The organism is Acidovorax sp. sif0632 (assembly GCF_019218805.1).
Classification (GTDB): Bacteria; Pseudomonadota; Gammaproteobacteria; order Burkholderiales; family Burkholderiaceae_C; genus Acidovorax; species Acidovorax facilis.
The window spans coordinates 235554-261972 of the sequence record NZ_JAHUWW010000006.1 but is presented as its reverse complement, the minus strand read 5'-3'; the positions used below and the strand labels follow the sequence as shown (position 1 = coordinate 261972).

General features: G+C 63.1%; 21 protein-coding genes. 10 read left to right on the top strand and 11 right to left on the bottom strand.

Annotation, left to right across the window (positions count from 1 at the left end; all coding sequences use genetic code 11):
• Positions 1-4: 4 nt before the first annotated feature.
• From lpdA to KW832_RS19235, 5 genes are all read left to right on the top strand, one after another.
• Positions 5-1855, top strand: a complete 1851-nt coding sequence (gene lpdA / locus KW832_RS19255; protein WP_218301035.1) for a dihydrolipoyl dehydrogenase — start codon at positions 5-7, stop codon at positions 1853-1855.
• Positions 1856-1876: 21 nt separating this feature from the next.
• On the top strand, positions 1877-2050 hold the full coding sequence (locus tag KW832_RS19250) for a hypothetical protein (protein ID WP_218301036.1): 174 nt from the start codon (positions 1877-1879) through the stop codon (positions 2048-2050).
• Positions 2051-2242: 192 nt separating this feature from the next.
• Positions 2243-3199 carry a substrate-binding domain-containing protein gene (locus KW832_RS19245; RefSeq protein WP_218301037.1) on the top strand — a complete coding sequence of 319 codons (957 nt, stop codon included), beginning with the start codon at positions 2243-2245 and terminating at the stop codon, positions 3197-3199.
• A 55-nt stretch (positions 3200-3254) separates the two neighbouring features.
• Positions 3255-5633: a bifunctional diguanylate cyclase/phosphodiesterase gene (locus tag KW832_RS19240; protein ID WP_218301038.1), complete on the top strand. Its 2379-nt coding sequence runs from the start codon at positions 3255-3257 to the stop codon at positions 5631-5633.
• Between the two features lie 313 nt (positions 5634-5946).
• Positions 5947-7368 (top strand): aspartate kinase, encoded by a 1422-nt coding sequence (locus KW832_RS19235; protein WP_010458385.1) that lies wholly within the window; start codon positions 5947-5949, stop codon positions 7366-7368.
• 85 nt (positions 7369-7453) lie between these two features.
• On the opposite strand, the gene KW832_RS19230 is transcribed toward KW832_RS19235, so the two are convergent.
• From KW832_RS19230 to KW832_RS19200, 7 genes are all read right to left on the bottom strand, one after another.
• On the bottom strand, positions 7454-8794 hold the full coding sequence (locus KW832_RS19230) for a four-carbon acid sugar kinase family protein (protein WP_218301039.1): 1341 nt from the start codon (positions 8792-8794) through the stop codon (positions 7454-7456).
• Between the two features lie 4 nt (positions 8795-8798).
• Positions 8799-10076 carry a ribulose-bisphosphate carboxylase large subunit family protein gene (locus tag KW832_RS19225; RefSeq protein WP_218301197.1) on the bottom strand — a complete coding sequence of 426 codons (1278 nt, stop codon included), beginning with the start codon at positions 10074-10076 and terminating at the stop codon, positions 8799-8801.
• Between the two features lie 262 nt (positions 10077-10338).
• Positions 10339-10881 carry a VOC family protein gene (locus KW832_RS19220; RefSeq protein WP_218301040.1) on the bottom strand — a complete coding sequence of 181 codons (543 nt, stop codon included), beginning with the start codon at positions 10879-10881 and terminating at the stop codon, positions 10339-10341.
• 92 nt (positions 10882-10973) lie between these two features.
• Positions 10974-11771, bottom strand: coding sequence for a transporter substrate-binding domain-containing protein (locus KW832_RS19215; protein ID WP_218301041.1), 798 nt, complete (start codon positions 11769-11771; stop codon positions 10974-10976).
• A 53-nt stretch (positions 11772-11824) separates the two neighbouring features.
• Positions 11825-12628, bottom strand: a complete 804-nt coding sequence (locus tag KW832_RS19210) for an amino acid ABC transporter ATP-binding protein (RefSeq protein WP_255577841.1) — start codon at positions 12626-12628, stop codon at positions 11825-11827.
• Between the two features lie 14 nt (positions 12629-12642).
• Positions 12643-13329: an amino acid ABC transporter permease gene (locus KW832_RS19205; RefSeq protein ID WP_218301042.1), complete on the bottom strand. Its 687-nt coding sequence runs from the start codon at positions 13327-13329 to the stop codon at positions 12643-12645.
• Positions 13326-14009, bottom strand: a complete 684-nt coding sequence (locus KW832_RS19200) for an amino acid ABC transporter permease (RefSeq protein ID WP_218301043.1) — start codon at positions 14007-14009, stop codon at positions 13326-13328. The genes KW832_RS19205 and KW832_RS19200 overlap by 4 nt, the downstream gene beginning before the upstream one ends.
• Before the next feature lie 267 nt (positions 14010-14276).
• Between KW832_RS19200 and KW832_RS19195 the strand changes: the two genes are divergently transcribed.
• On the top strand, positions 14277-15344 hold the full coding sequence (locus KW832_RS19195) for a LacI family DNA-binding transcriptional regulator (RefSeq protein ID WP_218301044.1): 1068 nt from the start codon (positions 14277-14279) through the stop codon (positions 15342-15344).
• A 221-nt stretch (positions 15345-15565) separates the two neighbouring features.
• On the opposite strand, the gene KW832_RS19190 is transcribed toward KW832_RS19195, so the two are convergent.
• The 3 genes from KW832_RS19190 to KW832_RS19180 form a co-directional block, all read right to left on the bottom strand.
• Positions 15566-17806 carry a restriction endonuclease gene (locus KW832_RS19190; protein ID WP_218301045.1) on the bottom strand — a complete coding sequence of 747 codons (2241 nt, stop codon included), beginning with the start codon at positions 17804-17806 and terminating at the stop codon, positions 15566-15568.
• Positions 17807-18092: 286 nt separating this feature from the next.
• Positions 18093-19592 carry a TIGR01777 family oxidoreductase gene (locus tag KW832_RS19185; protein ID WP_218301046.1) on the bottom strand — a complete coding sequence of 500 codons (1500 nt, stop codon included), beginning with the start codon at positions 19590-19592 and terminating at the stop codon, positions 18093-18095.
• Between the two features lie 12 nt (positions 19593-19604).
• On the bottom strand, positions 19605-20333 hold the full coding sequence (locus tag KW832_RS19180) for a DUF4166 domain-containing protein (protein ID WP_218301047.1): 729 nt from the start codon (positions 20331-20333) through the stop codon (positions 19605-19607).
• A 187-nt stretch (positions 20334-20520) separates the two neighbouring features.
• On the opposite strand from KW832_RS19180, the gene KW832_RS19175 reads away from it, so the two are divergent.
• The 4 genes from KW832_RS19175 to KW832_RS19160 all read left to right on the top strand — a co-directional run bounded on the left by KW832_RS19175 (position 20521) and on the right by KW832_RS19160 (position 25378).
• Complete coding sequence (locus tag KW832_RS19175; RefSeq protein ID WP_218301048.1) at positions 20521-22419, top strand: HAMP domain-containing sensor histidine kinase; 1899 nt, start codon at positions 20521-20523, stop codon at positions 22417-22419.
• Positions 22416-23879, top strand: coding sequence for a sigma-54 dependent transcriptional regulator (locus KW832_RS19170; RefSeq protein WP_218301049.1), 1464 nt, complete (start codon positions 22416-22418; stop codon positions 23877-23879). The genes KW832_RS19175 and KW832_RS19170 overlap by 4 nt, the downstream gene beginning before the upstream one ends.
• A 283-nt stretch (positions 23880-24162) precedes the next feature.
• Positions 24163-24720: a Crp/Fnr family transcriptional regulator gene (locus tag KW832_RS19165; RefSeq protein ID WP_218301050.1), complete on the top strand. Its 558-nt coding sequence runs from the start codon at positions 24163-24165 to the stop codon at positions 24718-24720.
• A 79-nt stretch (positions 24721-24799) separates the two neighbouring features.
• A complete protein-coding gene (locus KW832_RS19160) occupies positions 24800-25378 on the top strand; it encodes an NAD(P)H-dependent oxidoreductase (protein ID WP_218301051.1) in 579 nt (192 codons plus the stop codon).
• 55 nt (positions 25379-25433) lie between these two features.
• On the opposite strand, the gene KW832_RS19155 is transcribed toward KW832_RS19160, so the two are convergent.
• Complete coding sequence (locus KW832_RS19155) at positions 25434-26417, bottom strand: DMT family transporter (protein ID WP_218301052.1); 984 nt, start codon at positions 26415-26417, stop codon at positions 25434-25436.
• Positions 26418-26419 lie beyond the last annotated feature (2 nt).

The following is a 26419-nucleotide window of genomic DNA, read 5'->3' as shown; positions in this document are numbered from 1 at the left end:
CACCATGGCAATCATCGACATCAAGGTGCCCGACATCGGCGACTTCGCCGAAGTGGCCATCATCGAAGTGCTGGTCAAACCCGGCGACACCATCAAGGCCGAGCAAAGCCTGATCACCGTGGAGTCCGACAAGGCCTCCATGGAAATCCCCTCCAGCCACGCTGGCGTGGTCAAGGAGCTGAAAGTGAAGCTTGGCGACAAGATCGCCGAAGGCTCGGTGGTGCTGACGCTGGAAGTGCAGGGCGCGGGCGCGGCAGCTCCAGCGCCTGCTACAGCCCCGGCATCCGCCGTTTCTGAGCAAAAAACGGCCCCACTGCCCGCCCCACAAGCGCAAGCAGCTATCAATCCAGTAGCATCCAGCTTTGCAGGCACTGCCGATATGGACTGCGACGTGCTCGTGCTCGGCGGCGGCCCTGGCGGCTACTCGGCTGCCTTCCGCGCGGCCGATCTGGGCCTCAAGGTCATCATCGTCGAGCGCTACGCAACCCTGGGCGGCGTGTGCCTGAACGTGGGCTGCATCCCGTCCAAGGCGCTGCTGCACGTGGCAGCCGTCATGGACGAGGTCAGCCACATGGCCGACCTGGGCGTGGACTTTGGCGCCCCTGCCGTCAATATCGACAAGCTGCGCGGCCATAAGGAAAAGGTCATCGGCAAGCTCACCGGCGGCCTGGCCGCCATGGCCAAGATGCGCAAGGTGACCACCGTGCGTGGCTACGGTGCCTTTGTGGGTGCCAACCACCTGGAAGTGGAAGAAACCACCGGCACTGCGCAGGAGAAGACGGGTAGCAAGAAGGTCATCGCCTTCAAGAAAGCCATCATCGCCGCCGGCAGCCAGGCCGTGCGCCTGCCCTTCATGCCAGACGATCCACGCGTGGTCGACTCCACCGGCGCCCTGGCGCTCAAGGAAGTGCCCAAGCGCATGCTCATTCTGGGCGGCGGCATCATCGGTCTCGAAATGGGCACCGTGTACAGCACGCTGGGCGCGCGCCTCGATGTGGTCGAAATGATGGACGGCCTGATGCAGGGCGCTGACCGCGATCTCGTCAAGATCTGGCAGAAGATGAATGCCAAGCGCTTCGACAACATCATGTTGAAGACGAAAACCGTCGGTGCAGAGGCAACCCCTGAAGGCATCAAAGTCACGTTCGCCCCGGCAGAAGAGGGCGGCACCGCCCCCGAGCCGCAGGTGTACGACCTGGTGCTGCAGGCTGTGGGCCGCACACCCAACGGCAAGAAGATTGCCGCCGAAAAGGCTGGCGTTGCCGTGACGGACCGTGGCTTCATCAACGTCGACATTCAGATGCGCACCAACGTGCCGCACATCTTCGCCATCGGCGACATCGTGGGCCAGCCCATGCTGGCGCACAAGGCGGTGCATGAGGCGCATGTGGCGGCAGAAGTGATTGCTGGTGAACTGCAGGGCAACAAGGAACTGGCCTCCGCCGCCTTCAACGCCCGCGTGATTCCGTCGGTGGCCTACACCGACCCCGAAGTGGCATGGGTGGGCCTCACCGAAGACCAGGCCAAGGCGCAAGGCATCAAGGTCAAGAAGGGCCTGTTCCCCTGGACGGCTTCTGGCCGCGCCATCGCCAACGGCCGCGACGAGGGCGTGACCAAGCTGCTGTTCGACGACTCGCCAGAGGCCCATGGCCACGGCAAGATCCTGGGCGGTGGCATGGTCGGTACCCATGCGGGCGACATGATTGGCGAGATCGCGCTGGCCATCGAGATGGGCGCAGACGCAGTGGACATCGGCAAGACCATCCACCCGCACCCCACGCTGGGCGAAAGCATCGGCATGGCGGCGGAGATTGCGCACGGCAGCTGCACGGATGTTCCGCCGCAGAAGAAATAAAGTGCTTTAACGCTTGCCTGCATGGAAGCCCGAACCCGCAACGGTTCGGGCTTTTTGCTTGGCGCGCCAGATCAATGGTCGGCCGCCGATATGGCTGTGGCCATCGTCGTCGATACTGAGACGCCCAAGCATGTGCAGAAGCGGCTTTCCATCCCCCACTTTTTTATCGGCGAAATCGGCCTCCAGCGCTTATAGATAAATCGTGAGGTGCTATCAAAACAGGGCGTTGAGGATGGCCCTGTTAGCGTTTTTCCGGGTTATTTGCAGGCAAGGGTATGTTCTTGCGGTGCTCGGGCTTGAATCGTGTATCTTCTGGTTACAAGACGCGCATTGGGGCCCCGTCTTGATAGGCACAAGTGCGCGGCGAGCCCCACCAAGGGGATACCAATGAACTCGTTCTTTCGTACCGTGTTGGTTGGCTGTTGGTTGCTCGCGCTGTGCACGGCACAGGCGGCAGAAAAGGACGTCAACATCGTCTTCATACCCAAGTCCAGCGACCAGGTTTTCTGGGAGCTGATGCGCATCGGGGTCGATAAAGCGGTGAAGGAAGACGGTCACGTCAAGCTCACATGGCGCGGACCAGAGCACAACGACGACACCGATTCCCAGATCAAGATCGTCCAGCTCTACACCAAGCCCGGGGTGGATGCGATCCTGATCGCGCCCACCGACAGGGCGCGCCTGGTCGAGTCTGTGCAGAAGGCCGTGGCCCTGGGCATCAAGGTGATTGCGGTCGATTCGGGGTTGGACGGTAACCAGCACCTCAACTTTGTCACCTCCGACAACTACGCGGGTGGGCAACTGGCGGCCAAGAACCTGGCTGGCTTGCTGAACAACCAGGGGAAGGTGGCCATGCTCCGGACTGTGGCCGGCAGCGCGTCCACCGATGAGCGGGCCCGGGGCTTTGTCGACTACCTGAAAGAGAAGGCTCCGAAGGTCACGCTGGTGGCCGACGTCTACGGCGGCGGCTCGATTGGCAAGGCGCGGCACAGCGCTACTCAGCTGCTGGCGGCGCATCCGGGTATCGACGGCGTGTTTGCGGTCAACGAATCGTCCACCGACGGCATGCTGCGCGCGTTGCGCGACAAAGGCCTGGCCGGCAAGCTGCGTTTTATCGGCTTTGACTCCACCGACTTTCTGCTCACAGGCCTGGAGCAGCAGGAGATCCATGGACTGGTGATTCAAAACCCCACCCAGATGGGCTACAAGGGCATACAGGCTGCCGCTGCAGCGGCCCGCAACCAGGCGATCCAAACCCGAACCATTTTTACCGACATCACCCTGGTGACGCGCGCCAACTACAAGACCCCCGAAATCCAGAAGCTGATGTGCAGCCGGTGTTGACACCCATGGCCCAGGGTTCACCGTTTCCTGCTCATTGCAAAGACCGAGAAAGTCCATGTCCAAGCTGGGTGACCGGCTGAGCAGCCTGAGCGTCGGCATGGTGGTTGCCATGGCGGCCGGCCTGTTCGTGCCCGCCCTGATTGGCATCATGACCCTCAGCTACCTGCGCCAGGAGCAGATCAACAAGGAGCTGTCTGCCTACCTGGACGAAAGGGCTCTGCAGCTGTCCAACAGCTTGGCGATACCGGTGTGGAACTACAACACCGTCAGTGTGCGCACCATCGGGCAGTCGGCCTTGCTGGATCCGCAAGTGGTGCGAATCACGGTGAGCGATTCCGACAAAGTGCCTATCGTGGTGCTGGAGCAAGCCCAGCGCAGGCTGGGGACGTCCCAAGTGGTGCAGCGGCCGCTGCTGATGCGCGGCAATGGCACTGAAGAGCTGGCGGGCTTCGTCGAGATCGAGGTCGACGACGGCCTGAAGCAGCAGGAGTTTGCCCGGGACCGCAGGGCTTATGCGTTCATCCTGCTGGGTCAGTTTGTGCTGTCCCTGGGCTGTATTCTGGTGGCGCTGCACTTGCGCGTGCTGCGGCCATTGCACCGGTTGACGCTGTTTTCGAACCGGCTGGCCGGTGGCGATTTTGAGCAGTCCATAGGCTGGGAGCGGCAGGACGAAATCGGCCGCCTGGCCCATCAGATGGACCGTATGCGCAGCGACCTGAAAACCTCGTTCGCCGAGCAGCAGGTCATCTTGAGCAATGTGCAGGTGGGCGTGCTGTTCGTGCGCGACGGCAAACTGCACATCGCCAACCGCCATGCAGAGCAAATCTTTCGCTATGGCCATGGCGCCATGGCGGGCTTGCCGGCCAGCGCACTTTATCCGGCAGACAGCCCGCTGCCCGACACTCGGCTGGACGAGGAGTTGCGGTTTTTGCAGCGCCAGGACGGCACACACTTCTGGGCACATGTGCGCAAGCGCAGCCTCAACCCGCAGCAGCCGCAGGCCGGCAGCATCTGGGTGATCGAAGACTTCACTGCGCGCAAGGCGGCCGAAGACGAGATCAACAGCCTGGCTTTCTACGACCCGCTGACCCGGTTGCCGAACCGCCGCCTGCTGATGGACAGGCTCAAGCAGGCCTTGGTCGCCAGCTCCCGCAGCGCCAAGTGCGGCGCCTTGCTGTTCATTGATCTGGACCACTTCAAAACCCTGAACGACACCCTGGGCCATGACAAAGGCGATCTGCTGCTGCAGCAGGTAGCGAGCCGCCTGGTGACCTGTGTGCGCGAGGGCGATACCGTGGCCCGCTTGGGCGGTGACGAGTTTGTGGTGATCTTGGAAGACCTGGGCGAGAACCCGGAAGAGGTGGCCGCCCACTGCCGTATCGTGGGCGAGAAGATCTTTTCGGCGCTGAATTTGTCTTACCCCTTGGCGGGGCACGATGTGCGCAGCACGCCCAGCATCGGCGTGGCACTGTTCGACGGGCCGCGTGACTCCATCGACGAACTGCTCAAGCAGGCCGATCTGGCGATGTACCAGGCCAAGACAGCAGGGCGCAACACCTTGCGGTTTTTCGATACGGCAATGCAGGCTGCGGTCAGTGAGCGCGCAGTGCTGGAGTCCGATCTGCGCGAAGCCTTGCGGCAGCAGCAGTTTGCGCTGCATTACCAACCCCAGGTAGAGGGCCAGAGCCAGATCACTGGAGCCGAGGTGCTGCTGCGCTGGCGGCACCCACAGCGCGGCATGGTGAGTCCGTCGTACTTCATTCCTCTGGCCGAGGAAACCGGCCTGATCGTGCCGCTGGGCTACTGGGTGATACAGACGGCCTGCGCGCAACTGGCGCGATGGGCCGTGCGCCCGGAAACAGAGGGTCTCTCTATCGCGGTGAACGTCAGTGCCAAGCAAATGCAGGAGGACGACTTTGTTGCGCAGGTGCTGGCGCTACTGCGCGACACCGGCGCCCCGCCACACAGGCTCAAGATGGAGTTGACCGAGAGCGTCCTCGTCGTCGATGTAGAGAACACCATCATCAAGATGGACGCGCTCAAGGCCCACGGGGTGGGCTTTTCGCTGGACGACTTTGGCACCGGCTACTCGTCGCTGACCTACTTGAAGCGCCTGCCGCTGGACCAGCTCAAAATCGACCAGGGCTTCATCAAGGACATCCTGGTCGACCCGAACGACGCCGCCATCGCCCGCATGGTGATCGCTCTGGCGGAAAGCCTGGGTCTGCGCGTGATTGCCGAGGGCGTGGAACAGGAGGCGCAGAGGGCCTTTCTGGCCAACTGCGGCTGCCATGCCTACCAGGGGTATTTAATGGCGCCCCCAGTACCGATTGCGGATTTTGAAGCCATGCACAACCCTTCCGTCTGCAGGACTGGAGACGCAGCTTGCGATTCCAGCGCCCCCCGCTCAACAGCAGATGCTTCGCGACTTTGATCAAGTGTCGCAAACCAGAAGTTTGTTTCATACAGACGCCGAGAATCGCCGCCCGGCCAGGGCCGCTGCGCTGAGTTTTGTGAGCCCCTCGTGATGGAGTCAACGTGCCGGGCAATTCGCGTGGTCGTTCAACTGCGACCACAGATCGCAATGAGGACTTCCTTTGCCACGGTACGTGCCTTGCACCCGTCTGTCGGGCCTGCCCCAATCTGCCCCGACAAAAGTCGTGGAAAATAGAGGGTTTTCTGCCGCCATCCATGGGGCAGAAAATCCGCCCGGCCTCCCAATCTTTTTTGCTCCTCTGAGCTTGCCCATGTCAGACGTCAACTCCTCCAAGATCTCTGTCGAGAAAATCGGCGGTACTTCCATGACCGCTTTTGGCGATGTGCTGCGCCACATCGTGCTGCACGACCCCAAACGCATTTACGGCCGCATCTACGTGGTGTCGGCCTATTCAGGCGTGACGAACCAGCTGCTGGAGCACAAGAAGACGGGTGAGCGCGGCATTTATGCCTTGTTTGCGGAAGGCAAGGGTTATCAGGATGCCTTGACGGGTTTGGCGGTCAGCCTGAAAAAACTCAACGCGGGCTACGCAGAGCTGGGCCTGCCGCTGGATGTGGCCGATGCCTTTATCGACCAGCGCATTGGTCAGGCGCGCGAGTATCTGGGGGCCATGCAGCATGTGCTGGCCAGCGGCTATTTGAGCCGCAAGGATGTGCTGCTGGCTGCGCGTGAAGTGCTGGCCTCGATTGGCGAGTCGCACAGCGCGTTCAACTCGGTCGAGATCCTCAAGGCCAATGGTGTGAACGCCACTCTGATGGACCTGGCTGGCTTTGATGACAACGAAGCCTGGACCATCGACGAGCGCATTGCGCAGAGCTTCAAGGGCCTGGACCTGAGCGACAAGGTGGTGGTGGCCACCGGCTACACCAAGGGCACCGAAGGCATCATGCGCGAGTTTGACCGCGGTTATTCCGAGGTCACCTTCAGCAAGATCGCCGTGGAAGTGCGCCCCGCAGAGGCCGTGATCCACAAGGAATTCCACCTGTCGTCTGCCGACCCCAACCTGGTGGGCCTGGAAAACGCCATCGTGGTGGGCGCCACCAACTACGACGTGGCCGACCAACTGGCCGACGTGGGCATGGAAGCCATCCACCCCAAGGCCGCCAAGCCCATGGAACTGGCGGGCATCCCCATCCGCCTGAAGAACACGTTTGAGCCCGACCACCCCGGCACGCTGATCACCAAGGACTTCGTGGGTGAGCGCGCGCGTGTGGAGATCGTGACCGGCACCGACAAGGTCACGCTGATCGAGATCCACGACCCCAGCATGGTGGGCACCGTGGGCTTTGATGCGGGCTTGATGAACGTGTTCTGCAAGCACGATGTGAGCTACATCCTCAAGGCCACCAACGCCAACTCCATCGCCCATCTGGTGTGGGACAACCAAGTCACGCCCGAGCTGGTGGCCGAGCTGCAGGAGGGCTACCAGATCGTGACGATCAAGCCCAGCGCGATTGTGTGCACCATCGGCTCCAACATCGGCATCCCTGGCGTGCTGGCCAAGGCCGCACAGGCGCTGGCCGATGCGCGGGTCAACGTCAACTGCGTGTCCCAGACCCTGCGGCAGGTGAACATGCAGTTCGTGATCGAGCGCGAGGACTACAAGACCGCGATCAAGGCGCTGAACCTGGCGCTGTGCGTGAACTCAGGAACTCCCGTTCCACGTGTTTGAAGAAATAGCGGGAGGCTTGCCTTCCGCTAAGCCTTTCCATAAGAAGCCCGCCATGCGCGGGCTTCTTATCGCCTGGATGTCTCCGTCAGGCGGTGCCGAGCAGCCTTTCGAACAGATCCGTTCCCCCCATCTGCCCGCCCTTGAGCATCAGCTCCAGCCCGTCGCGCGACGGTTCTGAACTGTGTGCGCTGCTCAGCGTGACCCCTGGGCAGACCGTGGTCTTGTACGACAGCCCCCACAACTGCAGCGCCTGGACTGCGTGGCTTGACGTGTCACCGCCGGCGATGCCGATGCGGCGCAGTGGCGCGCCGCGTTCTGCGCGGGCTTGCACCACGCGGGCGATCAGATCGGCACTGGCCTGGGCGATGTCGGTGGACGAAACCGCAGCGGCCAGCGGCGCGCCGTCCGTGGGGCCGGTGAAGGCCAGTACGTTCTGTCCGCTGTGCAACCCCGCGCAGATAGCGTCCTGCAGGCCCTGCGCGTAGGCCATGTCGCTGCACAGCCGCTGGGCGTCCACTGCGATGCGGTGGTATGCGGTGGCGGCCTGCACCTGCGCGGCGGTCAGGGGGGACAAGCTGCCCGCCCAGGCCAACACCGGCCCGTCGGCGGGCGCCAGCGGTGCAGCGGCCGTTAACGCCGGCTTGCCCCAGTGGGCGACCAGCGCCTGGGCCACGGCGCTGGAACCCACGGCCAGCAACCGGGCGTGTTGGGACTGCTGCCACAGCAGGCGGCCCACTGTGGCCAACTGGCCGGGCGTGGTCAGGTCCAGCAAGGTGGGCGCCATGGCGTGGGACGCCGCGCCATGCGCCAGCAGGGCCTGCAGCGCGGCGTCCAGGGCGTCGGTGTCGGTGTCGTTGGTGGCGTCGTACAGCGGGTAGTGCAGGGCGGTGATGCCATCGAGCCCCTGGCGCGCCAGATGGAGCCGGAGATCGGCCTCACCCATGGGCGTGACCGGGTGCTGGCGCATGGTGGGGTGCCGGTCGATGCGGTGCACGGCGCCGCCCGTGCCCGCCGCAGCGAACAGGTTGCTGAACGCGCAGTAGCGCCCCAGGCTGGGCTGCCCGCCCACAATGGGCACCCAGCGGTTGTTCACGAACGGGTGCAGGGTCTGAATGCCGCAAGCGATGTTGCCGACATGCGGGGCGCTGTCGAAGGTGGAGCACACCTTGTAGTGCAGCACCGGCGGTGCAAGCTTTTCAAAGAAGCGGCCTACAGCGGACATCTCGGCCCGCATGGCGTCTGGCGGCATGGCGCGCGCAGCGCCAGCGATGCCCACCGCATCCAGCGGCCCGGCAGCGGCCAGGGCCTCGGCGCTGGGTACGCCCATGAACAGCATCGAGCGCAGGCCGGCTTGCGCCAGCACGGCCAGGGTGTCGGTGGCGCCGGTGAAGTCGTCGCCGTACCAGCCGTACAGGGGCGTTGTCATGGGCTTACTTCTTGCCAAAGAAGTCGATGGCGCGGCGCAGCTCGGGGGCGTGGGCCGCGCGCGCGGCCAGGGTCTCGCCCTTTTGCACTGCGTCCCATGCCTGCTGCAGGCTGGCCACGCCGGCCGCGGGGCCGTCGGGGTGGGCCAGGATGCCGCCGCCGGACATGAACAGCAGGTCGTTGGACTGGATGCTGTCCCACGTGGCGGGCACGGTGCCGGCCCACTGGCCGTTGGAGAAGGCGGGCAGCACGCGGTCGTCCAGCCCTTCACACAGCGGCGCCAGCGTGTCGTGGGCCGACTCGATCACTTCTTCGTCGGTCTGCGAAAACTTGCCTTGCAGGCCATGCACGTGCATGTGGTCCACCCCCGCCAGGCGCCACAGCGTTTGCCAGGCGTTGAACGAAAAGCCCAGCAGCGGGTGGCGCGACAGTGCGCCGTAGCCGTTGCGGTGGCCGTGCAGCGCCAGCGGGGTGTGGCGGCGCAGGGTTTGCACGGCCGAATATCCACACCAGTTGAGGCTGACCATCACGCAGCTTCCGCCTTCGGCGGCGATCAGGTCGGCGTGGCGGCGCATGGCGTCGGTCTCGTCGGTGATGTTGAAGGCCACCATCACCAGCTTGCCGGTCTTGTCCTGGTGGGCGCGCACCCGGCGCATCACGGCTTTGACGCGGTCGGCCAGCGGCGCGTGCACGGGGTTGGCACAGACCTCGTCGTCCTTGATGAAGTCCACCCCGGCGGCGCACAGGCGGCCGGCCAGGTCGCCGGTTTCCTCCGCCGACAGGCCCACGTTGGGTTTGATGATGGTGCCGATCAGCGGGCGGCCCTGCACGCCGGTCAGCGCGCGGGTGCCAGCGATGCCGTGGCGGGGCATATCGAACTGCGCGCGGTAGGCGCTGGGCAGCTTCATGGACTCCAGCCGCAGGCCGGTGACTTCGCCCAGGTCGTACAGGTTGCCCGACACGGTGGCCGCCAGCGTGGGCAGGTTGGGGCCGATGTTGTCGCACGGAAAACTCACGCGCAGCCGGGCGCGCTGCCAGGTCTGCGGCGTGTCGAACATGCCGCGCCGCTGCATCCACCCGTTGGGCAGCGACGGCACGGGCGCCACGTCCAGCAGCTCGACCGACTCGACCGTGGCGCGAGCGCGTTCGCGCAGTGCGTCGGTCTCGCCCTCTACGCGGGTGAAGGTGCCACACGATTGTTCGCCCGCCAGCACTTCGGCCACGTGGGCCGGGTCCAGCGGGGTCTCGATCAGGTAGGTGGCTTCAAAGCGGTCTGGGGACATGGTCAAGGCTTTACTACTTTTTTGATAGCTGTTGGCTCTGATGGAACAAGCGCTAGAGGCTAATTTGCCTGATTTTTTATCTATCTCAGCTGGTTCTCACTCCCTCTCCCCTTGTGGGAGAGGGGGGCAACGGGCGCGGCACGGGTGCGGGCCCCCTCTCCCCAACCCTCTCCCGCGAGGGGAGAGGGGGTCAACCCCGAGCGCCGGTGCGGGTGCTCAGGTTGATGTACCTATCTGAGAGACGCACTTCATCAGACCTTCTTCAGATCTTGGACAGGTCTGGGAACGGCCGCACCGGGTCCGTCGTGCCGTCCCAGGTTTCCGACTCCGCACGGATCAGGTCGAACATCCGCCCCTTGGGCCCGGCCACTTCCGACAGCTCGATCACGGTGCCGGGGTGGTACTCGGTGTCGAAGTAGACAAAGCGGCCCTTTTCGCCCACCTCGCCGCTCATCACCGTTTTGAAACCCTGGGCCGTCAGCCGTGCCAAGTCTGCGTCGTACTCGCTCGTCCAGTACGCCACGTGCTGCAGCCCGGTGCGCCCGGCTTGCAGAAAGTCGCGGTACATCGACGGCACGTCGTTGCGCGTCTGGATCAGCTCGACCTGCACATAGCCCGAGTTGGCCAGCGCCACCGAGTTGTGCGGCTCGTACGACTCGCCCTTGTAGATGTAGTTTTTGATCGGGACTTTGGGGTTGTAGAACCAGGGGCCCACGCCCAGGGTCTTGCTCCAGTAGTCCATGGCGGCTTCGATGTCGTGGACCACATAGCCAAGTTGGCGGATGGCGCCGAAATGACGGCTCATAAGAATTTCCTTTGTTGGTGATGCGTCAGGGCAGGGCGCAGCCGGGCGGGGCCCATCAGGCGCCGCCCAGGTTGCAGGCTTGCTTTATTTACTTACTTGGCGCCGTCGATGATTTCTTTGGGGATTGGCACGCCCGCGTACTTCACATGGATGTCGTTCAACTTGCCGTTGGCCAGATTGGTCTTGATCCAGCCGTTCACGGCGGCCATCAGCTCGGGTTGGCCCTTGCGCATGGCCACGCCCAGTTGGTAAGACTGCAGGATGAACTTGGTCTCGAAGTCGCGCGACGGGTTCTTCTTGGCGATGGCCGCGATGATCGGCGGCGTGATGGCTACGATGTCCGCCTGACCCGTGGCAGCCGCGGTGATGGAGGCCGATTCGTCATCAAACCGCACCACCTTGGCCTGCGGCGCGCGCTCGGTCACGATCTTGTCTTGCGGGCCACCACGGGTCACGGCCACGGTTTTGCCGGCCAGGTCTTCAATGCTGGTGAGCTTGAGGCCCTTGGGCGCGCCCACCGCGGCCTGGATGGCGCCGTAGGGGATGGAGAAGTCCACCGCCTTCTGGCGCTCGGGCGTGATCGACAGCGACGAGATGATCAGGTCGACCTTGTTCGACAGCAGGTTGGGGATGCGCGAGGAGTTGGTGGTGTTCACGATCTCCAGCGTCAGGCCCAGGTCCTTGGCCAGCAGCTCGGCCGCTTCTACGTCCGAGCCCACGGGCTTCATCTTTTCGTCCACGTAGCCGTAAAACGGCGCGCCAAAGTCAATGCCCACGCGCAGCTTGCCTGCGGACTTGATGTCGGCCAGCTCGGCCATGGCGGGCACGCAAAGGGCGGCGGCGCTGACGGCCAGCAGGGTGCGGCGGAGGATGGTGAGGGAAGTGGTCATGGTTGTCTCCTGGTGGTTTTTGAATAGCGAATCGAAAGGGGCAGGCCTGAATCTCAAAGCCCGTGAGAAAGAAAGTCGCGCAGCTCGGCGGTCTGCGGGTTTTTGAGCATCGCGCCCGGGCCGGTCTCCCACACCTTGCCTTCGTGCATGTAGATGATGGTGTCGGCCACGCGGGCGGCAAACTCCATCTCGTGCGTGACCAGCACCATGGTCATGCCGCCCTGGGCCAGCGCTTCGATCACACGCAGCACCTCGCCGGTGAGCTGCGGGTCCAGGGCCGATGTCACCTCGTCAAACAGCATCACCTGCGGCTCCATCGCCAGCGACCGGGCAATGGCCACGCGCTGCTGCTGTCCGCCCGACAGCTGCTCGGGGTAGGCCTGCGCCTTGTCCGCCAGGCCCACCTGCTGCAGCGTGCGGGCGGCAATCTCGCGCGCCTTGGCTGCGGGCAGGTTCTTCACGGCCTTGGGGGCCAGGGTGATGTTCTGTTCCACCGTCAGGTGCGGGAACAGGTTGTAGCTCTGGAACACGATGCCCACGTCCTGGCGCAGCTGGCGCAGGTCGATGGCCGGGTCATGCACCGCGTGGCCGCAGACATTGATGGTGCCGCTGTCGATGATCTCCAGCCGGTCAATGCAGCGCAGCGCCGTGCTCTTGCCCGAGCCGCTCTTGCCGATGATGGCCACGACCTGGCCCCGGGGAATGGCAAACGACACGCCCTTGAGCACCTGGTTGCTGCCAAAGCTTTTGTGCACGTCTTTCAGTTCGACCACGGGCTGCTGCTGTTGTCGTAGTTGTTGCGCAGACAGGGCCGCTTGCGCGAAAGGGTGCACGGCAGCGTCTTGGGCGAGGTTCATGGTGTCTTCTCGTTTCATGCGGTGGTCACAGGCACAGTGGCTGCGCCACGGTTTCCAAACTGCTGGCGCTGCTCCAGCTTGCGGCTCCACACCGACAGCGGGTAGCACATCGCAAAGTAGACGATGGCGATCAGCAGGTACACGGTGAAGGGCTGAAAGATCGAGTTGTTGATGAGCTGCCCGGCACGCACCAGCTCGATAAACCCCACGATGGACGCGAGCGACGTGTTCTTGACGATCTGCACCATGAAGCCCACCGTGGGCGGCGTGGCAATGCGCACCGCCTGCGGCAGCACCACCAGCCGCATGCGCTGGGTGCGCGACAGGGCCAGGCACTCGGCAGCCTCCCACTGCGTGCGCGGCACCGATTCAATGCACCCGCGCCAGATCTCGCCCAGATACGCACTGACGTAAACAATCATCGCAATGCTGGCCGCCACGATGGCGGGCAGCTCCAGCCCCATGATGGACAGGCCGAAGTAGCACAGGAACAGCACCACCAGCAGCGGCGTGCCCTGGATGATCTGGATCCACGCAATCGTCGCCCAGCGCACCGCCTTGATCGGGCTGACGCGGCACAGCGCAATCACGCCCCCGGCCAGGCCACCCCCCACAAACGCAATCAGCGACAGGCCAATGGTCCACAGCGCGCCGAACAGCAGGTACTGCAGGTGGTACGAATTCAATCCACCGTCAATCATTTGGCGCTCCCCAATTTGCGTTGGCGCGTAAACACGATCTGCCCAAACACCCACAGCCCCAGCCGCATCAGCAGCGACAGCGCCAGGTACGCCACCGCCACCAATATGTAGGCCTCAAACGGGCGGAAGGTCTCGGACTGAACCCGCGCCGCCACGGCGGTCAGTTCTTCCACCGAGATCTGCGAGGTGATGGACGAGGCCAGCATCAGCAGCACGAACTGGCTGGTCAGCGCGGGGTACACCTTCTCCATCGCCGGGCGCAGCACCACGTGCCAATACACCTGCCGGCGCGTCAGGCCCAGGCACTCGGCCGCCTCGATCTGGCCCTTGTGGATCGAGTCCATACCCGCCCGCATGATTTCGCAGGTGTAGGCCGCCACGTTGATCACCAGGGTCAGCAGCGCCGCAGCAAACGCCGACACCTTGAAGCCCAGGCTGGCCAGGCCAAAGAACACCAGAAACACCTGCACCAGCAGCGGCGTGTTGCGCAGCACCTCCACATACGCACCACAGGCCCGCACCAGCCAGCGCTGGTCGCTGCGCCGGCCAATGGCCAGCAGCGTGCCACCCACAAAACCGAACACGGTGGCCGGGAAGGACAGCAGGATGGTCATCCACGCCCCTTCCAGAAACTGGGGCCAGTTGGCCAGCACGCTGGCAAAGTCGAACTCGTAGGTCATGAGTGGGCAGCCGTGCGCGTCAATCAGCAAGTGCTGGCGCGGCGGCCAAAAGCTGGCGGCTTGCCCTGTGGGCGCAGGCGAGCGTGAGCGGAAATACCAGGCATGTCTTTGTCTCCTGCGTGATCGGTTTCGCGAAAGGGCGACCGTCACAACCTAGGGTTTGTACTGATTCGATTTGATGCCTTTCAGCACCGAACGCCCAGTGATACTATCCGCGGAATCCATCAAATACCAGCAAACTAGATGATGGTTTTTGATTGAATCGACATGGCCCAAACCCCGCCCAACCCCAGCAGTCCCCGCAGCCCGCGCATCCCCGACATCGCCCAGCTGTCCGGCGTCTCCACCGCCACGGTCGATAGGGTGCTGAACCAGCGGTCGGGCGTGCGCAACGCCACCGCGCAGCGTGTGCTGCAGGCCGCCGCCACCCTGGGCTACCTGCCGCAGGCCGAGCTGCACGCCGCGCTGCAACCCCAGCCCTTGCGCCTGATGGTGCTGATCCCCGAGGGCAGCAACCGCTTTCTGCAAATGCTGGGCGACGTGATTGGCTACGCGCAAGACCACTGGGCACCGTTCAACGTGCGCTGCCAGGCGGCGTACATCGAAAGCTTTAACCCCGACGCGCTGGCCAAGGCGCTGCTGCACTACAGCAAGCGCTGCGACGGCATCGCCTTCATGGCGCTGGAGCACCCCGTGGTGCGCGAGGCCGTGGCCCAGCTGGCCGAGCAGGGCGTGCCCACGGTCACGCTGATCTCGGATTTATCCAACTCGCGCCGCGTGGCATACGTGGGCCTGGACAACCGCGCGGCGGGCCGCACCGCCGCCTACCTGATCGCCCGCTTCATGGGCCCGCTGGCCCACAGCCGCAAGGCGCATGTGGCGATGATTGTTGGATCACTGCGCTACCGCGCCCACGAGGAGCGCGAGGCGGGCTTTCTGCACTTGTTTGAAGAGCAGTTCCCGCTGGTGCAGGTGGTGGGCGTGCGCGAAGGCCAGGACGACGCCGAACGCAACTACCGCCAGGCCCGCGCGCTGCTGGAGCAGCACGGTGATTTAGCGGGCATCTACAACATCGGCGGCGGGGCCGAAGGCATTGGCCGGGCGCTGAAAGAGGCGGGGGCAGACCGCAAGATCGTGTTCATCGGCCACGGGCTCACGCCGGATACGCGGGCGCTGTTGATTGACGGAACCATGGACGCGGTGATCACGCAGAACCCGCAGGGCGCGGTGATGAACTGCGTTCGGATATTTGCCAACCTGCGGGATGGGCGGGAGCCGACGAGCGGGGTGGAGACGACGCGGAGTCAGGTGATATTTCGGGAGAATTTGCCGTAGGACGATGGCTGGCATTACGCTCAATGTCAAATGCGAACGGTCGGGGGCAGCATCCGTTTTTATCTGCCCTTCTGTCTCGACCAATGAGTTGATTACGTTATTGACTTCACAGCTTAAATTCGAAATTTTTCGTCCGGTTGCTGAAGGGGCCCTACCACGCAGTGGGAATTGCCGAACAGGTTTTCGCATGCAGAAATTTCTAAAGTACGAGTTTTTACTGTTTAGCCACGATCAAACAGATCATCGACTTCGTCGGGACCTCCGGAAAAACTGGGAGATACATCGCGATCATAGGACTCGCTGCTATTCATTATATGTTTTTGCAGACGATTCTCAATATCGATCGACTGTGCGATATCCCTAGCGCAGTATCTGGTTATTTCTATTCCCAACTGCGAAAATTTCTCCTCGATCATTTTTGTAATATTATCTTCAGCTTCATCGGTATCCTCCCATCCCACTCCATAAAATGCATCGGTAACTTCGATAAATTCATCAAGGGAATTCGATGCAAGTTCCACAACGTGATCGTAAATTGCATTTGCCAGTGAATCTCGCTCCAGCATGTCGCTTGGGAGTTCCTCAACGATAGCCGTTGCATCGGAAATGTCATCGTCGGAGCTAATATCTTCCAAGTTGCGCATCACAAACTGAACCGCATTTGCACCAGATATCTTTCCAAGGCCTAAACCTATTCTGACGGTATTTAGAGATGGATCGAAATCATTTATTGCTCCTTTCTCAATAATGACTTCAAGAGCACGATCCAAATATTTGTTCGAAGCATCGGACAACAGCACTTCCTGACACAGCTTGGCAACAAACGAGATGGGGTAGTCATAAAATTCATCTCGCCCTGCCTCTGCCAGAACGTCACGGAAAATTTCGTTAACCACGTCGTCAGCAATTAAACCGGCTATTCTTATATTTAGAATTGTTGCTAGTCCATTGATCGAACGAAGAGCAGCTACTCCATCCTTTAGAATTCTCGGATCGCTTGAATATTTTTTTAAAACAAAGTCGCCGATAGACGGATTGAATAAATCTAGTGCAGCTCCAAATTTTGCCAAAAAGAATCTGCTTAAAAAAGAACCGGTTAATAGGCGGATATACGATCCAAAGTCGTGTGATCCCCGTAGAGTTTGTCCTCCTGGACGATCTGCGAGCCTGTGGAAGGCGTTTGCAAGTAGTTGCTCTTGGATACGTTTGCCGTTTAAAACTACGAGAAGAACTATTGCACGCTGGCCCGGGTCTGCTTGAGTATCAAAAGAGTGACCCCATATATGCGATGGATCCGAGAGAGACTGTTCAATATACGGCCAATATTGACTTACATTCTCCGAATTTCTTCGTGATGGATCGGTTATAAAACTGATTAGGCGTGGATTAAAATTTTTGTGCTCGATAATCACGCGGTAGCGCTTGTCTCTGTAAAATTCTTCTTTAAACTCGTCTGACAAGCCTGAGTGCCAGATGTGATTATAAAGAATGCGCGCTTTGTCAATTGCACTGAGTGCATCGATTCTGAGCTCATACTCATTGCGTTTTAGGTTTTCGTGATGGAATGCATCAATCAGAAATTTTCCTTGGTTTAGTATGGTACTTCGCGATGTGAGGATAAATTTTTTCAATTTATTGGTGGAAATTCTTCGTATGAATGCAGCAAGATGCCCGCCTTCATGCCCCGTGAGTGCTTCTAAATAATTGCGACCTAAAAAATCATCAAAATAAAATATCTGTTTTGTATCCTTCGAAAAAACTTTCTCAGCTTCACTGATGTCGTCGATCACGTTGACGAATGCAAAGCCATCTGCCGCATATTGTAGGCATAGGTGTTCAGCGAGCGTCGTCTTCCCTATTCCCGGATCACCTGAAATTATCAGAACGCCCAAATTATTTAGAATTTCTGCCGCTTTTTTGTGATTTTCCGTCAGCGCATATCGGGATGCCTTTTGGGCAATCTGCTCGATGGTGAACTCGCTTCGTCCAATTATTCCGCTTTGCGTGATGATAGCCAAAATGTTTGTGCTATGTAGCCATAGCTTGTAGTGCAACCTTTCAATATCTGGAAATTGCTTCAAGAGATCATTAAGATCTTCTTTTCCGTATATGTCGCTATCTCGAGCAAGATGCGGTGACAGTACAGTTGAAATTTTTTTCTTGTCAAGCCTCGATAGAGGATTTGAAATCGCTAAAATGTATCGGCTAGGCTTAAGCTTATCCAACTTGGCCTTCTCATCACGCCCTAGGGTAGTAATTAGTTGCTGCAAAGGTGTATTTGCCCAATGCTTGCATTGCAAAATTACCTCCGAGCCGTCCTCGGCAAAATATCGTCCATCAACGCCTGCATCTTTTCCTGGTTTAAATCTTTCAAACTTGTGACTCAAAGCCCTGCTGAGGAGGTCAGTACAAAGAGCCTCAAACTCTTTGTCGTTCAATGTTTTGAAATCGTAGTCTGTCATCCTGGATCCTCGGTGTTCGGTATAAATGTACCAACCGGAGTGCCACGGGTGACGAGAGAGCACCGTTCTTCTAACCGCATTCAGGTCGCATGACACTTTTTCTGGGCAAAGCCGTTCGCGCAAGTCGCTGGAACCACTCAGCGACAACTGACTAGCCACGCCAGGTAGGAGTGACCGGTGGACGCTGGCAACTCGACAACTTCTGAGCGTAATGTATTAAATTTGGAGATTAAGCTACGGTATTGATAGCTATCCGCGCTTTACCATTAAGTGCTAGTGCCTATTTTTATTCTTGCTGGACCAATCTTTCTTCGGTCCTTCCACTCTCCGCAAGGTTTGCCAGTGCACCACTCAGTCGAGGGTGCACAAACCGGTAGCCCTGACCCAGCGCTGCACTCGGCACCGCGTTCTGCCCGTCCACCAGCAGGGTAGACATTTCCCGGAGTAGCGCGCGCAGTGGCCAGACTGGCACACGCAGCCAGGCAGGTCGGCCAAACGATGCAGCCAGTGTTCGCGCGAACGTGGCCTGCGTCACCGCATCAGGCGCCACCGCATTGACGGGGCCTTGCAGATATGAGTGCGCCATAGCAAAACGCACCAAGCCCACCGCGTCCGCCAAGTGAACCCACGGCGCAGGTTGGCGACCATGGCCCAGCACGGTGCCCAGGCCCAGGCGGCCCGCCAGCGCCTGCATCGGGTACGCACCACGACCATGCCCCAGCACCACGCCAAAACGCATGCGCACCACCCGCACGCCCAGGGCTTCGGCGCGGCGGGCCTCGTGTTCGATAGCAGCGCACAGGTCTGACTGGAACTCGCCCGGGCGGGGTGGGGCGGTTTCGTCCAAGGGCTCCATCGTCGCGTTGGGCGATGCGCCGTAGAAGCCGACGGCCGATGCGCTGACCAGCACGCGCGGTGCCTTTTGCAGGCGCCGCATCAGGCTGACGACTGCCACGGTGGTGTCGACGCGGCTGGCCAGCAGTTGGCGTCTGCGCGCCGCTGTCCACGGCATGCCCAGCACGCGGGCGCCTGCCAGGTTGACCACTGCGTCGATGGTCGTTTCAGGCGGGATCGCGTCCAGCGTGTCCACCACCCACACGCCGGGGCCAAAACTGGCGCGGGCCTGCAGGGCGTCGCGTGACAACACGATCACCCGCTGGCCGTCGCGCACCAGGTCGGCCACCAGGGCGCTGCCCACAAAGCCGGTGGCGCCGGTGACCAGGGTGGCTGGCTGGGGTTGAAGGCCACGGGCATGCAGTGCACGGGGCTGTGCAGGCGGTGCCGTGCGGTAGAGCTTGATGGCGGCCAGCGTGTTGCGCACGCTCCAGGCCCACACGCCGACGGCATAGGCGGTGAACAGCCACGATACCCAGCCGTGCGGAGCCAGCACCATGGCGGTGGGTTGCTGCACCCAGGCCCACAGCACGGGGGCGATGAGGCCCAGGAAGAGGCCGTAGCTGATGGTCAGCACGGTGTGCAGCACGCGCTCGAATGGCGGCAGGCGGCGGGTGCGGTCTTCTTCCAGAAAGTCGGCCAGGGTGATGCCCAGCTCGACGAGCAGCAGGGCCGCCAGCACGGCGGCAAAGGCGCCGCGCCATTCAAACCAGGCCAGGCCGACAAAGACGACGCCGTAGATGGCCTCGCGTGCGGCGTGCAGCGAGAGTTCATACCGCGCCGAGGTGCGCTGGGGCAACCGGGCCTCCAGCTCGTGGTGCCACAGGTTGTCAAACGCGCCCAGGGCGGCCTGGATGGAGAGCAGCAGGAAGATGGTGTTCATGGCAGTCATGGTGTGAAGCCCTCAGTGAGAAGAAGAGTCGGTGTCAGCGGGGTCGGTGCAGTCATCGACCACGGGATCGATGACGGGATCGGTGAACACGCCAGACTGGTGGAAGGTTTCGCCCCACAGCGGGTGCACCATGCTCAGCGTGAAGCGGAACTGGCCTGCGCCCAGGTCGGTGTGGGCAACGCGGCAGGTGCCAGGCGTCAGCAAGGTCGGCACGGGGATGCGCAGGCCTGCCGCCACCCACCAGAAGCGGCGGCTGCGGAACACCAGCGCGCCGTCTTCTTCCAGCACGTCCAGCGACATGGCCAGGCCGCCGTCGGTGCGCTCCAGCAGGGTGCCGTCGGTGCCCAGCTCCTTGGTGGACCGCACGGTGCGGTCTGCGCCGTGGTGGGTGCCGTTGTTGGCATCCGTGCCGGTGTGAAAGCGCCGCTCCCACACCACGCCGCCGCGCCCGTTGTGGCTGACGTTCACGGTGGCGGGCAGGGCGGTGGTGTTGATGTGGGTCAGCGGGCCGCCCCAGGCCCGGGTCATCGCGGCGTAGATGTGGCCGATCAGCGAGCAGCGCAGGTCCATGTGGCCGTGGTAGCTGACGTCGGCGTGGGCGGTGCCAAAGCGGCGTTGCACGGCGGAGGGCAGGCGTGCCCAGGCTGCGGCCCCGGCCAGGGCGGGCAGGTCGAGCACCGGGCTGGGGTGCGCTGGGTTGGCGGTGCAGTGGCGGGGCGCTGGGGTGAAAAGGGCAAACATGGCGGGCTTTGCAAGAGTGGCGGTTGCACTCTCTATTGCGAAACCCGGGCCAGCCTCAGTGGCCGCTGCAAGTGGTTGATTTCATTGAAATTTGCTTGGCGAACTGCATACTTGGTTTACAGTGCGCGCAGCCCCCACCGTTAACGCTAGGAACAGGTCACGCCATGATCACCGCCACCGTCTGCACATGCTGATCCACGCCGTCCTCGGGTTTTCGGTGCTTGAAACGCTGGTGCTGGCAGCCCTGCTGCTGGCCTGGGCCGACCGCGTGGCGGGGGCCCGCCTGTTGGCGGCGTTCTTGATCGGGATCTCGCTGTGGATGGTGGGCAACGAGCTGCCTAACTGGCTGGGGCCGGAGACCGAACCGGTGGCGATGCGCTTGCTGGCCACAGCGCCGTTCACCTCTGCGCTGTTCTTTCATTTCTGCACGGTGTTTTGCCGTGTCGACCTGGGCCGCTGGGGCGTTGCTGCCGCCTATGCGCTGGGTGGGGGCGCCTCGGTGGTCTCCGTCATCCTGGTGCCGGGGCACTTGGTTGAGCACCGCGACATTGGCTTTATTGCGGTGGCCGACCCGGTGGGCACTGTGGCCAGCATGGCCTGGGTGATTTTGGGCATTGGCGGTGTGGCGGTGCTGCTGCTGGCCTTGCTGCGCGCGCGCCGGTCGGGTGACGGGCAGAAGTTTCGGCAGATTGCCGCCGTCACCGCGTCGTGCCTGTGGGGGCTGCTGTGCCTGGCGGGCTACGGCATTGCGGTGCTGGATTTTCCGATTTACCCGTTTCCGCTGCTGGGCCTGCCGCTGTATTCGCTGATTCTGGTCTACGGCATCTTGCGTTATGGCGTGTTTGTGGCCAACGCCTGGGCACGACGCGCGCTGGTATGGGCGCTGCTGCTGGCGCTGGGGGCGGTGGTGCTGGCGCTCACGCCGTTGCTGCCGTTTGAGTCGCGCTGGCTGGGTGGGCTGGCGGTAGCGGCCAGTGTGCTGGCGCTCAACGGCCCGGTGCGCCGTGTGGCCGAGCGGCTGGTGTACCCAGGGGGCGAGGTGTCGATTGCCGACCTGGGTGCGTGGCGCAGCGCGCTGCTGTCGATGGAGACGCCCGAGGCCCTGGCGCAGCAGGCCGCCACGCTGCTGAGTGCACGCATTGGGACGCAGGTGGAAGTGCAGATTGGCGATCCGTCCGCGTCAACAACACCCTCAACGTCATCAGCCCCATCAACGCCACCCGGCAGCACCCCGCAGCTGGTGTGCACCCCGGGCGAGCAAGGCTGGCAGACCACGCTGCAGGGTTGGGACGCCGCACCGCCCGGGCCGCGCCACGTGGCCGAACTGTTTGGCACGGTGGTGGCCGAGGCTGCGGCGCGGGTTGAGCAGGCCCAGCAGTTTGCCGCCCGCGAACGCGAGCGCCAGTTGCAGGCGCGGCTAGCCGAGCTGGGGGCGCTGGCCGCCACCGTGGCGCACGACATCCGCAACCCGCTCAACATCATCTCCATGGCCGTGGCTGCTGCGCCCGGCGAGACGCGGCGCGAGGTGGCCGACCAAGTGGCGCGCATTGCCAACCTGACGCACGACCTGCTCGACTTTGCCAAGCCCTGGAAGCTGGTGCCCCGTGAGCTGGATTTGGCCGCCCACGTGCGCAACGCGGCCCTGCGATTGCCTGAGGTGAGCCTGGGCGCGGGCCTGGCCCAGCCGCTGGTGTTGCAGGCTGACCCCCGGCGCGTGGACCAGGCGCTGACCAACCTGCTGGAGAACGCGCGCATCGCACTGGCGTCCGATGTCGGGGAGGCCGATGCCGGTGGCGGCCCAACAGCGTCAGCAACCCACAGCCCCGTGCACATCGACGCAGAAACCACCGCCGACGCCGTGCTGCTGCACATCTGCGACGCGGGCCCCGGCGTACCCGACGAAATCCGCAGCCGGCTGTTCGAGCCCTTTGCATCGCGCAGCCCCGGTGGCACTGGGCTGGGCCTGGCCATCGTGGCCCGCATCATGGCGGCGCATGATGGCTCGGTGGCGCTGACCGAGCGGCCTCCGTGGAGCACGTGTTTCACGCTGCGCTTTCCCTTGACGACGACGCAACGCCTGCCATGACAGCCAACACCACAGACAACGCAGCCGACGCCCCGCCGGGTGCAGGGCAAGACGCCGCGCCAGCGGGCGAGCCGACAAGCGACCATGTCAACGGCCACGTGCTGCTGGTCGATGACGAGGCCGCGTTTCAGCGGCTGGGCGGTGCCTTTTTGCGCAACCTGGGCCACACCGTCACGCTGGCGGGCGATGGCGACCAGGCCCTGGCGGCGTTTGCCAAACGGCAGCCCGAGCTGGTGCTGCTGGACCTGGCCATGCCGCCGCACATGGACCCAGAGATCGGCCTGGAGCTGATCCCCCGCTTTGCACGCGTGCCGGTGGTGGTGCTGACCGGCCACGGCGACCACGCGCTGGCCCTGCGCGCCACCGAACTGGGCGCCTGGGACTTTCTGACCAAACCCATCGACCCCGACATGCTGCGGTTTGTGGTGGCGCGGGGCCTGCGCAAGGCGCGTCTGGATGCCGAACTGGCAACCCTGCGCGCAGGGCAGTCGCTGGATGACCTGGGTATGGTGGGGCAGGCGGCCGCCACGGTGCAACTGCGCGCCCTGGTGCGCCGCGTGGCGCCTACCCAGGTTAGCGTGCTGGTGCTGGGCCCCACGGGCACCGGCAAAGAGCTGGTGGCGCGCGCCTTGCACGCCTGCAGCGCCCGCCGCAGCGAGCCCTTTGTCGCCATCCACTGCGGCGCCCTGTCGGCCGAGCTGTTGGAGAGCGAGCTCTTCGGGCACATGAAGGGCAGCTTCACCGGCGCCTACCGCGACCAGCCCGGCCTGGTGGAGGCTGCCCACGGCGGCACGCTGTTTCTGGACGAGGTGGGCGAAATGCCGCCGCCCATGCAGGTCAAGCTGCTGCGCTTTTTGCAAGAGGGCACTTTTGTGCCCGTGGGCGGCCGTGTGCCCAAACGTGCCGACGCCCGCGTGGTGGCCGCCACCCACCGCGACCTGGAAGCCATGGTGCGCGAAGGTACGTTCCGCGAGGACCTGTTCTACCGCCTCAAGGGCGTGGTGCTGCGCACGCCGTCGCTGGCCGAGCGGCCCGCCGACATCCCGCTGCTGGCCACCCGCTTTTTGCACCGTGTGGCGCACCGTGCCAGCCTGTCGGCCAGCGCCCTGGCGTGGCTGATGGCGCGCGAGTGGCCCGGCAATGTGCGCGAGCTCAAGGCCGTGGTGGAGTCCGCCGGGGCACTGCTGATGCCTGACCAGCGCGAGGTGGACGCCGAGCTGCTGCAACTGGCCAGCGGCGATATCCCCGACGCGAGCGACACCGCAGCGAACCTCAAACCCATCCCACTGGCCCCGCCTGGCAGCACCGGCCCGCTGGACGCCGCGCTGATGGAGCTGGAAGTGCGCATGGTGCGCGACACCATGGCGGCGGTGGCGGGCAACCAGTCGGAGGCAGCGCGGCGGCTGGGGATTTCGCGGGTGGGGTTGATCAAGAAGCTGACGCGGCTGGGGTTGAAGTGAGCCCGCGAGCGTGACCAAGGCCCAAGGCCAGGGCCACGATGGGTACACGATTTCCCCATCTGCACCGGTGGCGCTGCCCGATGCGAGGCGGGGCCGCAAAGCAGCAAATGATGGATTGCTATGCAATGCATAGCGAAAAATCGTTATACATCAAGCGCAAGGCAGCAATTTGATTCAAGTTTCGCCGTGAATACACGCTGCGCTTCACCGTTGCGCCCCTCACCGCAGCATCCACCATGCGCTTTCCGATCTGTCTGAATCTCCGTGCCCACAGCACCCCGCCATGAACGCCCTTCACACCACACTCCTTGAACTGGGCACGGTCCGCCAAGTGGACGCGCGGCAACTGCTGCTGCGCGCGGGCGAAGTCGCACGGCGGCTGTACCTCATCGAGCAGGGTTGTGCGCGGCTGTACCTGGTGGACACGCAGGGGCGCGAGACCAGCACCCAGTTTTTCTTTGAGGGCGACGTGGTCAGCTCGATGGAGAGCTTTTTGACCGGCCGCCCCAGTGCGCTGCACCTCGTCACCATGGAGCCGTGCCGCGTGCGCGTGGTGGAGGGCGCAGCCCTGAAGTCCCGCGCCAAGACCGACCCGGCCCTGCAAGCGGACATCCAGGCGCTGACGCAACAGCGGCTCATCCACTACGCCAACCTCTACACCAGCGCGATTGCCGACTCGCCCACCCAGCGCTACCAGGCGCTGCAGGCCACGCACCAGCACCGGTTGGAGCGTATTCCGCTGCACATCCTGGCGGCCTACCTGGGCGTGAGTGCGGTGCACCTGAGCCGGATCCGCCGCAAGTTGAAAGAGAACCCGCCGGAAGCCGACCCGCACGGCTGAACACCTGAACCTTTGTTAATGACGGCGGGCCGGGCCTTTTGCACCATCGCCCCATCACATTCTTTGATGGAGCACACGCATGCAGACCCTGGTCATCCTGGCCCACCCGTATTCAAAAAGTTATTGCCACGCGCTGTACCAGCGCGTGGTGCAGCAGCTGGAAGGCGCCGGCCACACCGTGGACCGCCTGCACCTGGATGCAGACGGTTTTGACCCCGTGATGCGGGGCGCAGACCTGGCGGGGTACTCCCGGGGCCAAAGCCCAGACCCGACCGTCGCGCACTACCAGGCGCGCATCGATGCCGCCCAGCAACTGGTCTTCATCTTTCCGATCTGGTGGGAGGTGATGCCCGCGCTGCTCAAGGGCTTTATCGACAAGGTGTTCACCAACGGCTGGGCCTACAAGCCCTCAAAACACGGCGTCGAGGGGCGCTTGACCCATATCGAGCGCGCGGTGGTCGTGACCACGATGAACACGCCCAAATGGGCCTACCGCTGGCTGTATGGCGACGCCGTGCAGCGCGCCTTGGTGCGTGGCACGCTGCGCAAATGTGGCGTGCGCAAGGTGCAATGGGTGGCCTTGTCACCCGTCAGCCACGCCACCGATGCCAAACGACAAGCGTGGTTGCAGCAGGTGGGTGCCATGTTTGGGGCATAGGCATTGGCTGGAGAGACGTTTGCGCCAACCCCTTGGGGCCCACCGCCGCGCAGGGTCAGGCCGACCTGGCGCCGGGTTCAGCGGATGCGGGCGAAGGCACGCCCTCTGGCGGGCGGCGCATTGCCGGTGCGCCCCGTTTGCTGATCAACAACACCCCCGCCAGCACCAGCGCGGCCCCCGCCATCTGCGGCCAGGACAAGGGCTCGTCCAGCAACCAGCAGCCAAAAAAGATCGTGAGCACCGGGCCCAGCGTGCCCACGAGCGCGGTTTTGGATGCGCCAATGCGTCGGGTGGCGGCTGACGTCATGAACACGGGCAGCACCGTGGAAAAGATGGCCATGCCCAAGGCGTGCAGGTAGACCGGCGCGGGCTGCACCAAGGAGGCTACGGGTTGCGACACCATGAAATGCAGCAGTGTGGCGCCCGTGGAGACCAGCATGGCCAGGGCGGTAAAGCGTGCAGCGCCCAGCCTGCGGATGGCGGGCTCGCTGCCCGCCTGGTAGAAAGCGTACGACACGGCCGAACCGAATACAAAGCCCGCGCCGATGAGCACGGCGCGCGTGTCGCCCGCAATGTGCAGGTCGTGCGCGAAGGCCAGGCCGATGCCCGCGTAGGACAGCAGCAGCGCCCCCATCTCGCGCCGCGATGCCCGCTTGCCCATAAAGAGCACGCCGATCAGGATCGTGAGTGTGGGGTAGGTGAACAGGATCAGCCGCTCCAGGCTGGCGGTGATGTATTGCAGGCCGATGAAGTCGAGGATGCTCGCGCCGTAGTAGCCCAGCAGGCCCAGCGCAATCACGAGCAGCCAGTCGCGCCGGGCAAGTGGTGCCAGGTGGCGGCTGGCGCGCCAGCCGACCCAGGCAAACACCGGCACGGAAAACGCCATGCGCAGGCACAGCAGGGTGACGGAGTCCACGGGCGCGGCCTGGGGCACCGCATAGGCCAGTTTCACGAAGATGGCTTTGAACGAGAAGCCCAGCGCTGCCAGGATGGCAAGGAGGAGGCCAAGGCGTTCGGCGGACCAGTGTTTCCAGGGCATGG

Bases quoted from the DNA above. Each gene is read 5' to 3' on its own strand.
- KW832_RS19165 (WP_218301050.1), top strand. From the start codon at position 24,163: ATGAACGCCCTTCACACCACACTCCTTGAACTGGGCACGGTCCGCCAA.
- KW832_RS19175 (WP_218301048.1), top strand. From the start codon at position 20,521: ATGCTGATCCACGCCGTCCTCGGGTTTTCGGTGCTTGAAACGCTGGTG.
- KW832_RS19230 (WP_218301039.1), bottom strand. From the start codon at position 8,794: ATGACAACGCCCCTGTACGGCTGGTACGGCGACGACTTCACCGGCGCC.
- KW832_RS19205 (WP_218301042.1), bottom strand. From the start codon at position 13,329: ATGATTGACGGTGGATTGAATTCGTACCACCTGCAGTACCTGCTGTTC.
- KW832_RS19225 (WP_218301197.1), bottom strand. From the start codon at position 10,076: ATGTCCCCAGACCGCTTTGAAGCCACCTACCTGATCGAGACCCCGCTG.
- lpdA (WP_218301035.1), top strand. From the start codon at position 5: ATGGCAATCATCGACATCAAGGTGCCCGACATCGGCGACTTCGCCGAA.
- KW832_RS19180 (WP_218301047.1), bottom strand. From the start codon at position 20,333: ATGTTTGCCCTTTTCACCCCAGCGCCCCGCCACTGCACCGCCAACCCA.
- KW832_RS19250 (WP_218301036.1), top strand. From the start codon at position 1,877: ATGGAAGCCCGAACCCGCAACGGTTCGGGCTTTTTGCTTGGCGCGCCA.
- KW832_RS19240 (WP_218301038.1), top strand. From the start codon at position 3,255: ATGTCCAAGCTGGGTGACCGGCTGAGCAGCCTGAGCGTCGGCATGGTG.
- KW832_RS19220 (WP_218301040.1), bottom strand. From the start codon at position 10,881: ATGAGCCGTCATTTCGGCGCCATCCGCCAACTTGGCTATGTGGTCCAC.
- KW832_RS19170 (WP_218301049.1), top strand. From the start codon at position 22,416: ATGACAGCCAACACCACAGACAACGCAGCCGACGCCCCGCCGGGTGCA.
- KW832_RS19235 (WP_010458385.1), top strand. From the start codon at position 5,947: ATGTCAGACGTCAACTCCTCCAAGATCTCTGTCGAGAAAATCGGCGGT.
- KW832_RS19215 (WP_218301041.1), bottom strand. From the start codon at position 11,771: ATGACCACTTCCCTCACCATCCTCCGCCGCACCCTGCTGGCCGTCAGC.
- KW832_RS19200 (WP_218301043.1), bottom strand. From the start codon at position 14,009: ATGACCTACGAGTTCGACTTTGCCAGCGTGCTGGCCAACTGGCCCCAG.
- KW832_RS19245 (WP_218301037.1), top strand. From the start codon at position 2,243: ATGAACTCGTTCTTTCGTACCGTGTTGGTTGGCTGTTGGTTGCTCGCG.
- KW832_RS19190 (WP_218301045.1), bottom strand. From the start codon at position 17,806: ATGACAGACTACGATTTCAAAACATTGAACGACAAAGAGTTTGAGGCT.
- KW832_RS19195 (WP_218301044.1), top strand. From the start codon at position 14,277: ATGGCCCAAACCCCGCCCAACCCCAGCAGTCCCCGCAGCCCGCGCATC.
- KW832_RS19160 (WP_218301051.1), top strand. From the start codon at position 24,800: ATGCAGACCCTGGTCATCCTGGCCCACCCGTATTCAAAAAGTTATTGC.
- KW832_RS19155 (WP_218301052.1), bottom strand. From the start codon at position 26,417: ATGCCCTGGAAACACTGGTCCGCCGAACGCCTTGGCCTCCTCCTTGCC.
- KW832_RS19210 (WP_255577841.1), bottom strand. From the start codon at position 12,628: ATGAACCTCGCCCAAGACGCTGCCGTGCACCCTTTCGCGCAAGCGGCC.
- KW832_RS19185 (WP_218301046.1), bottom strand. From the start codon at position 19,592: ATGACTGCCATGAACACCATCTTCCTGCTGCTCTCCATCCAGGCCGCC.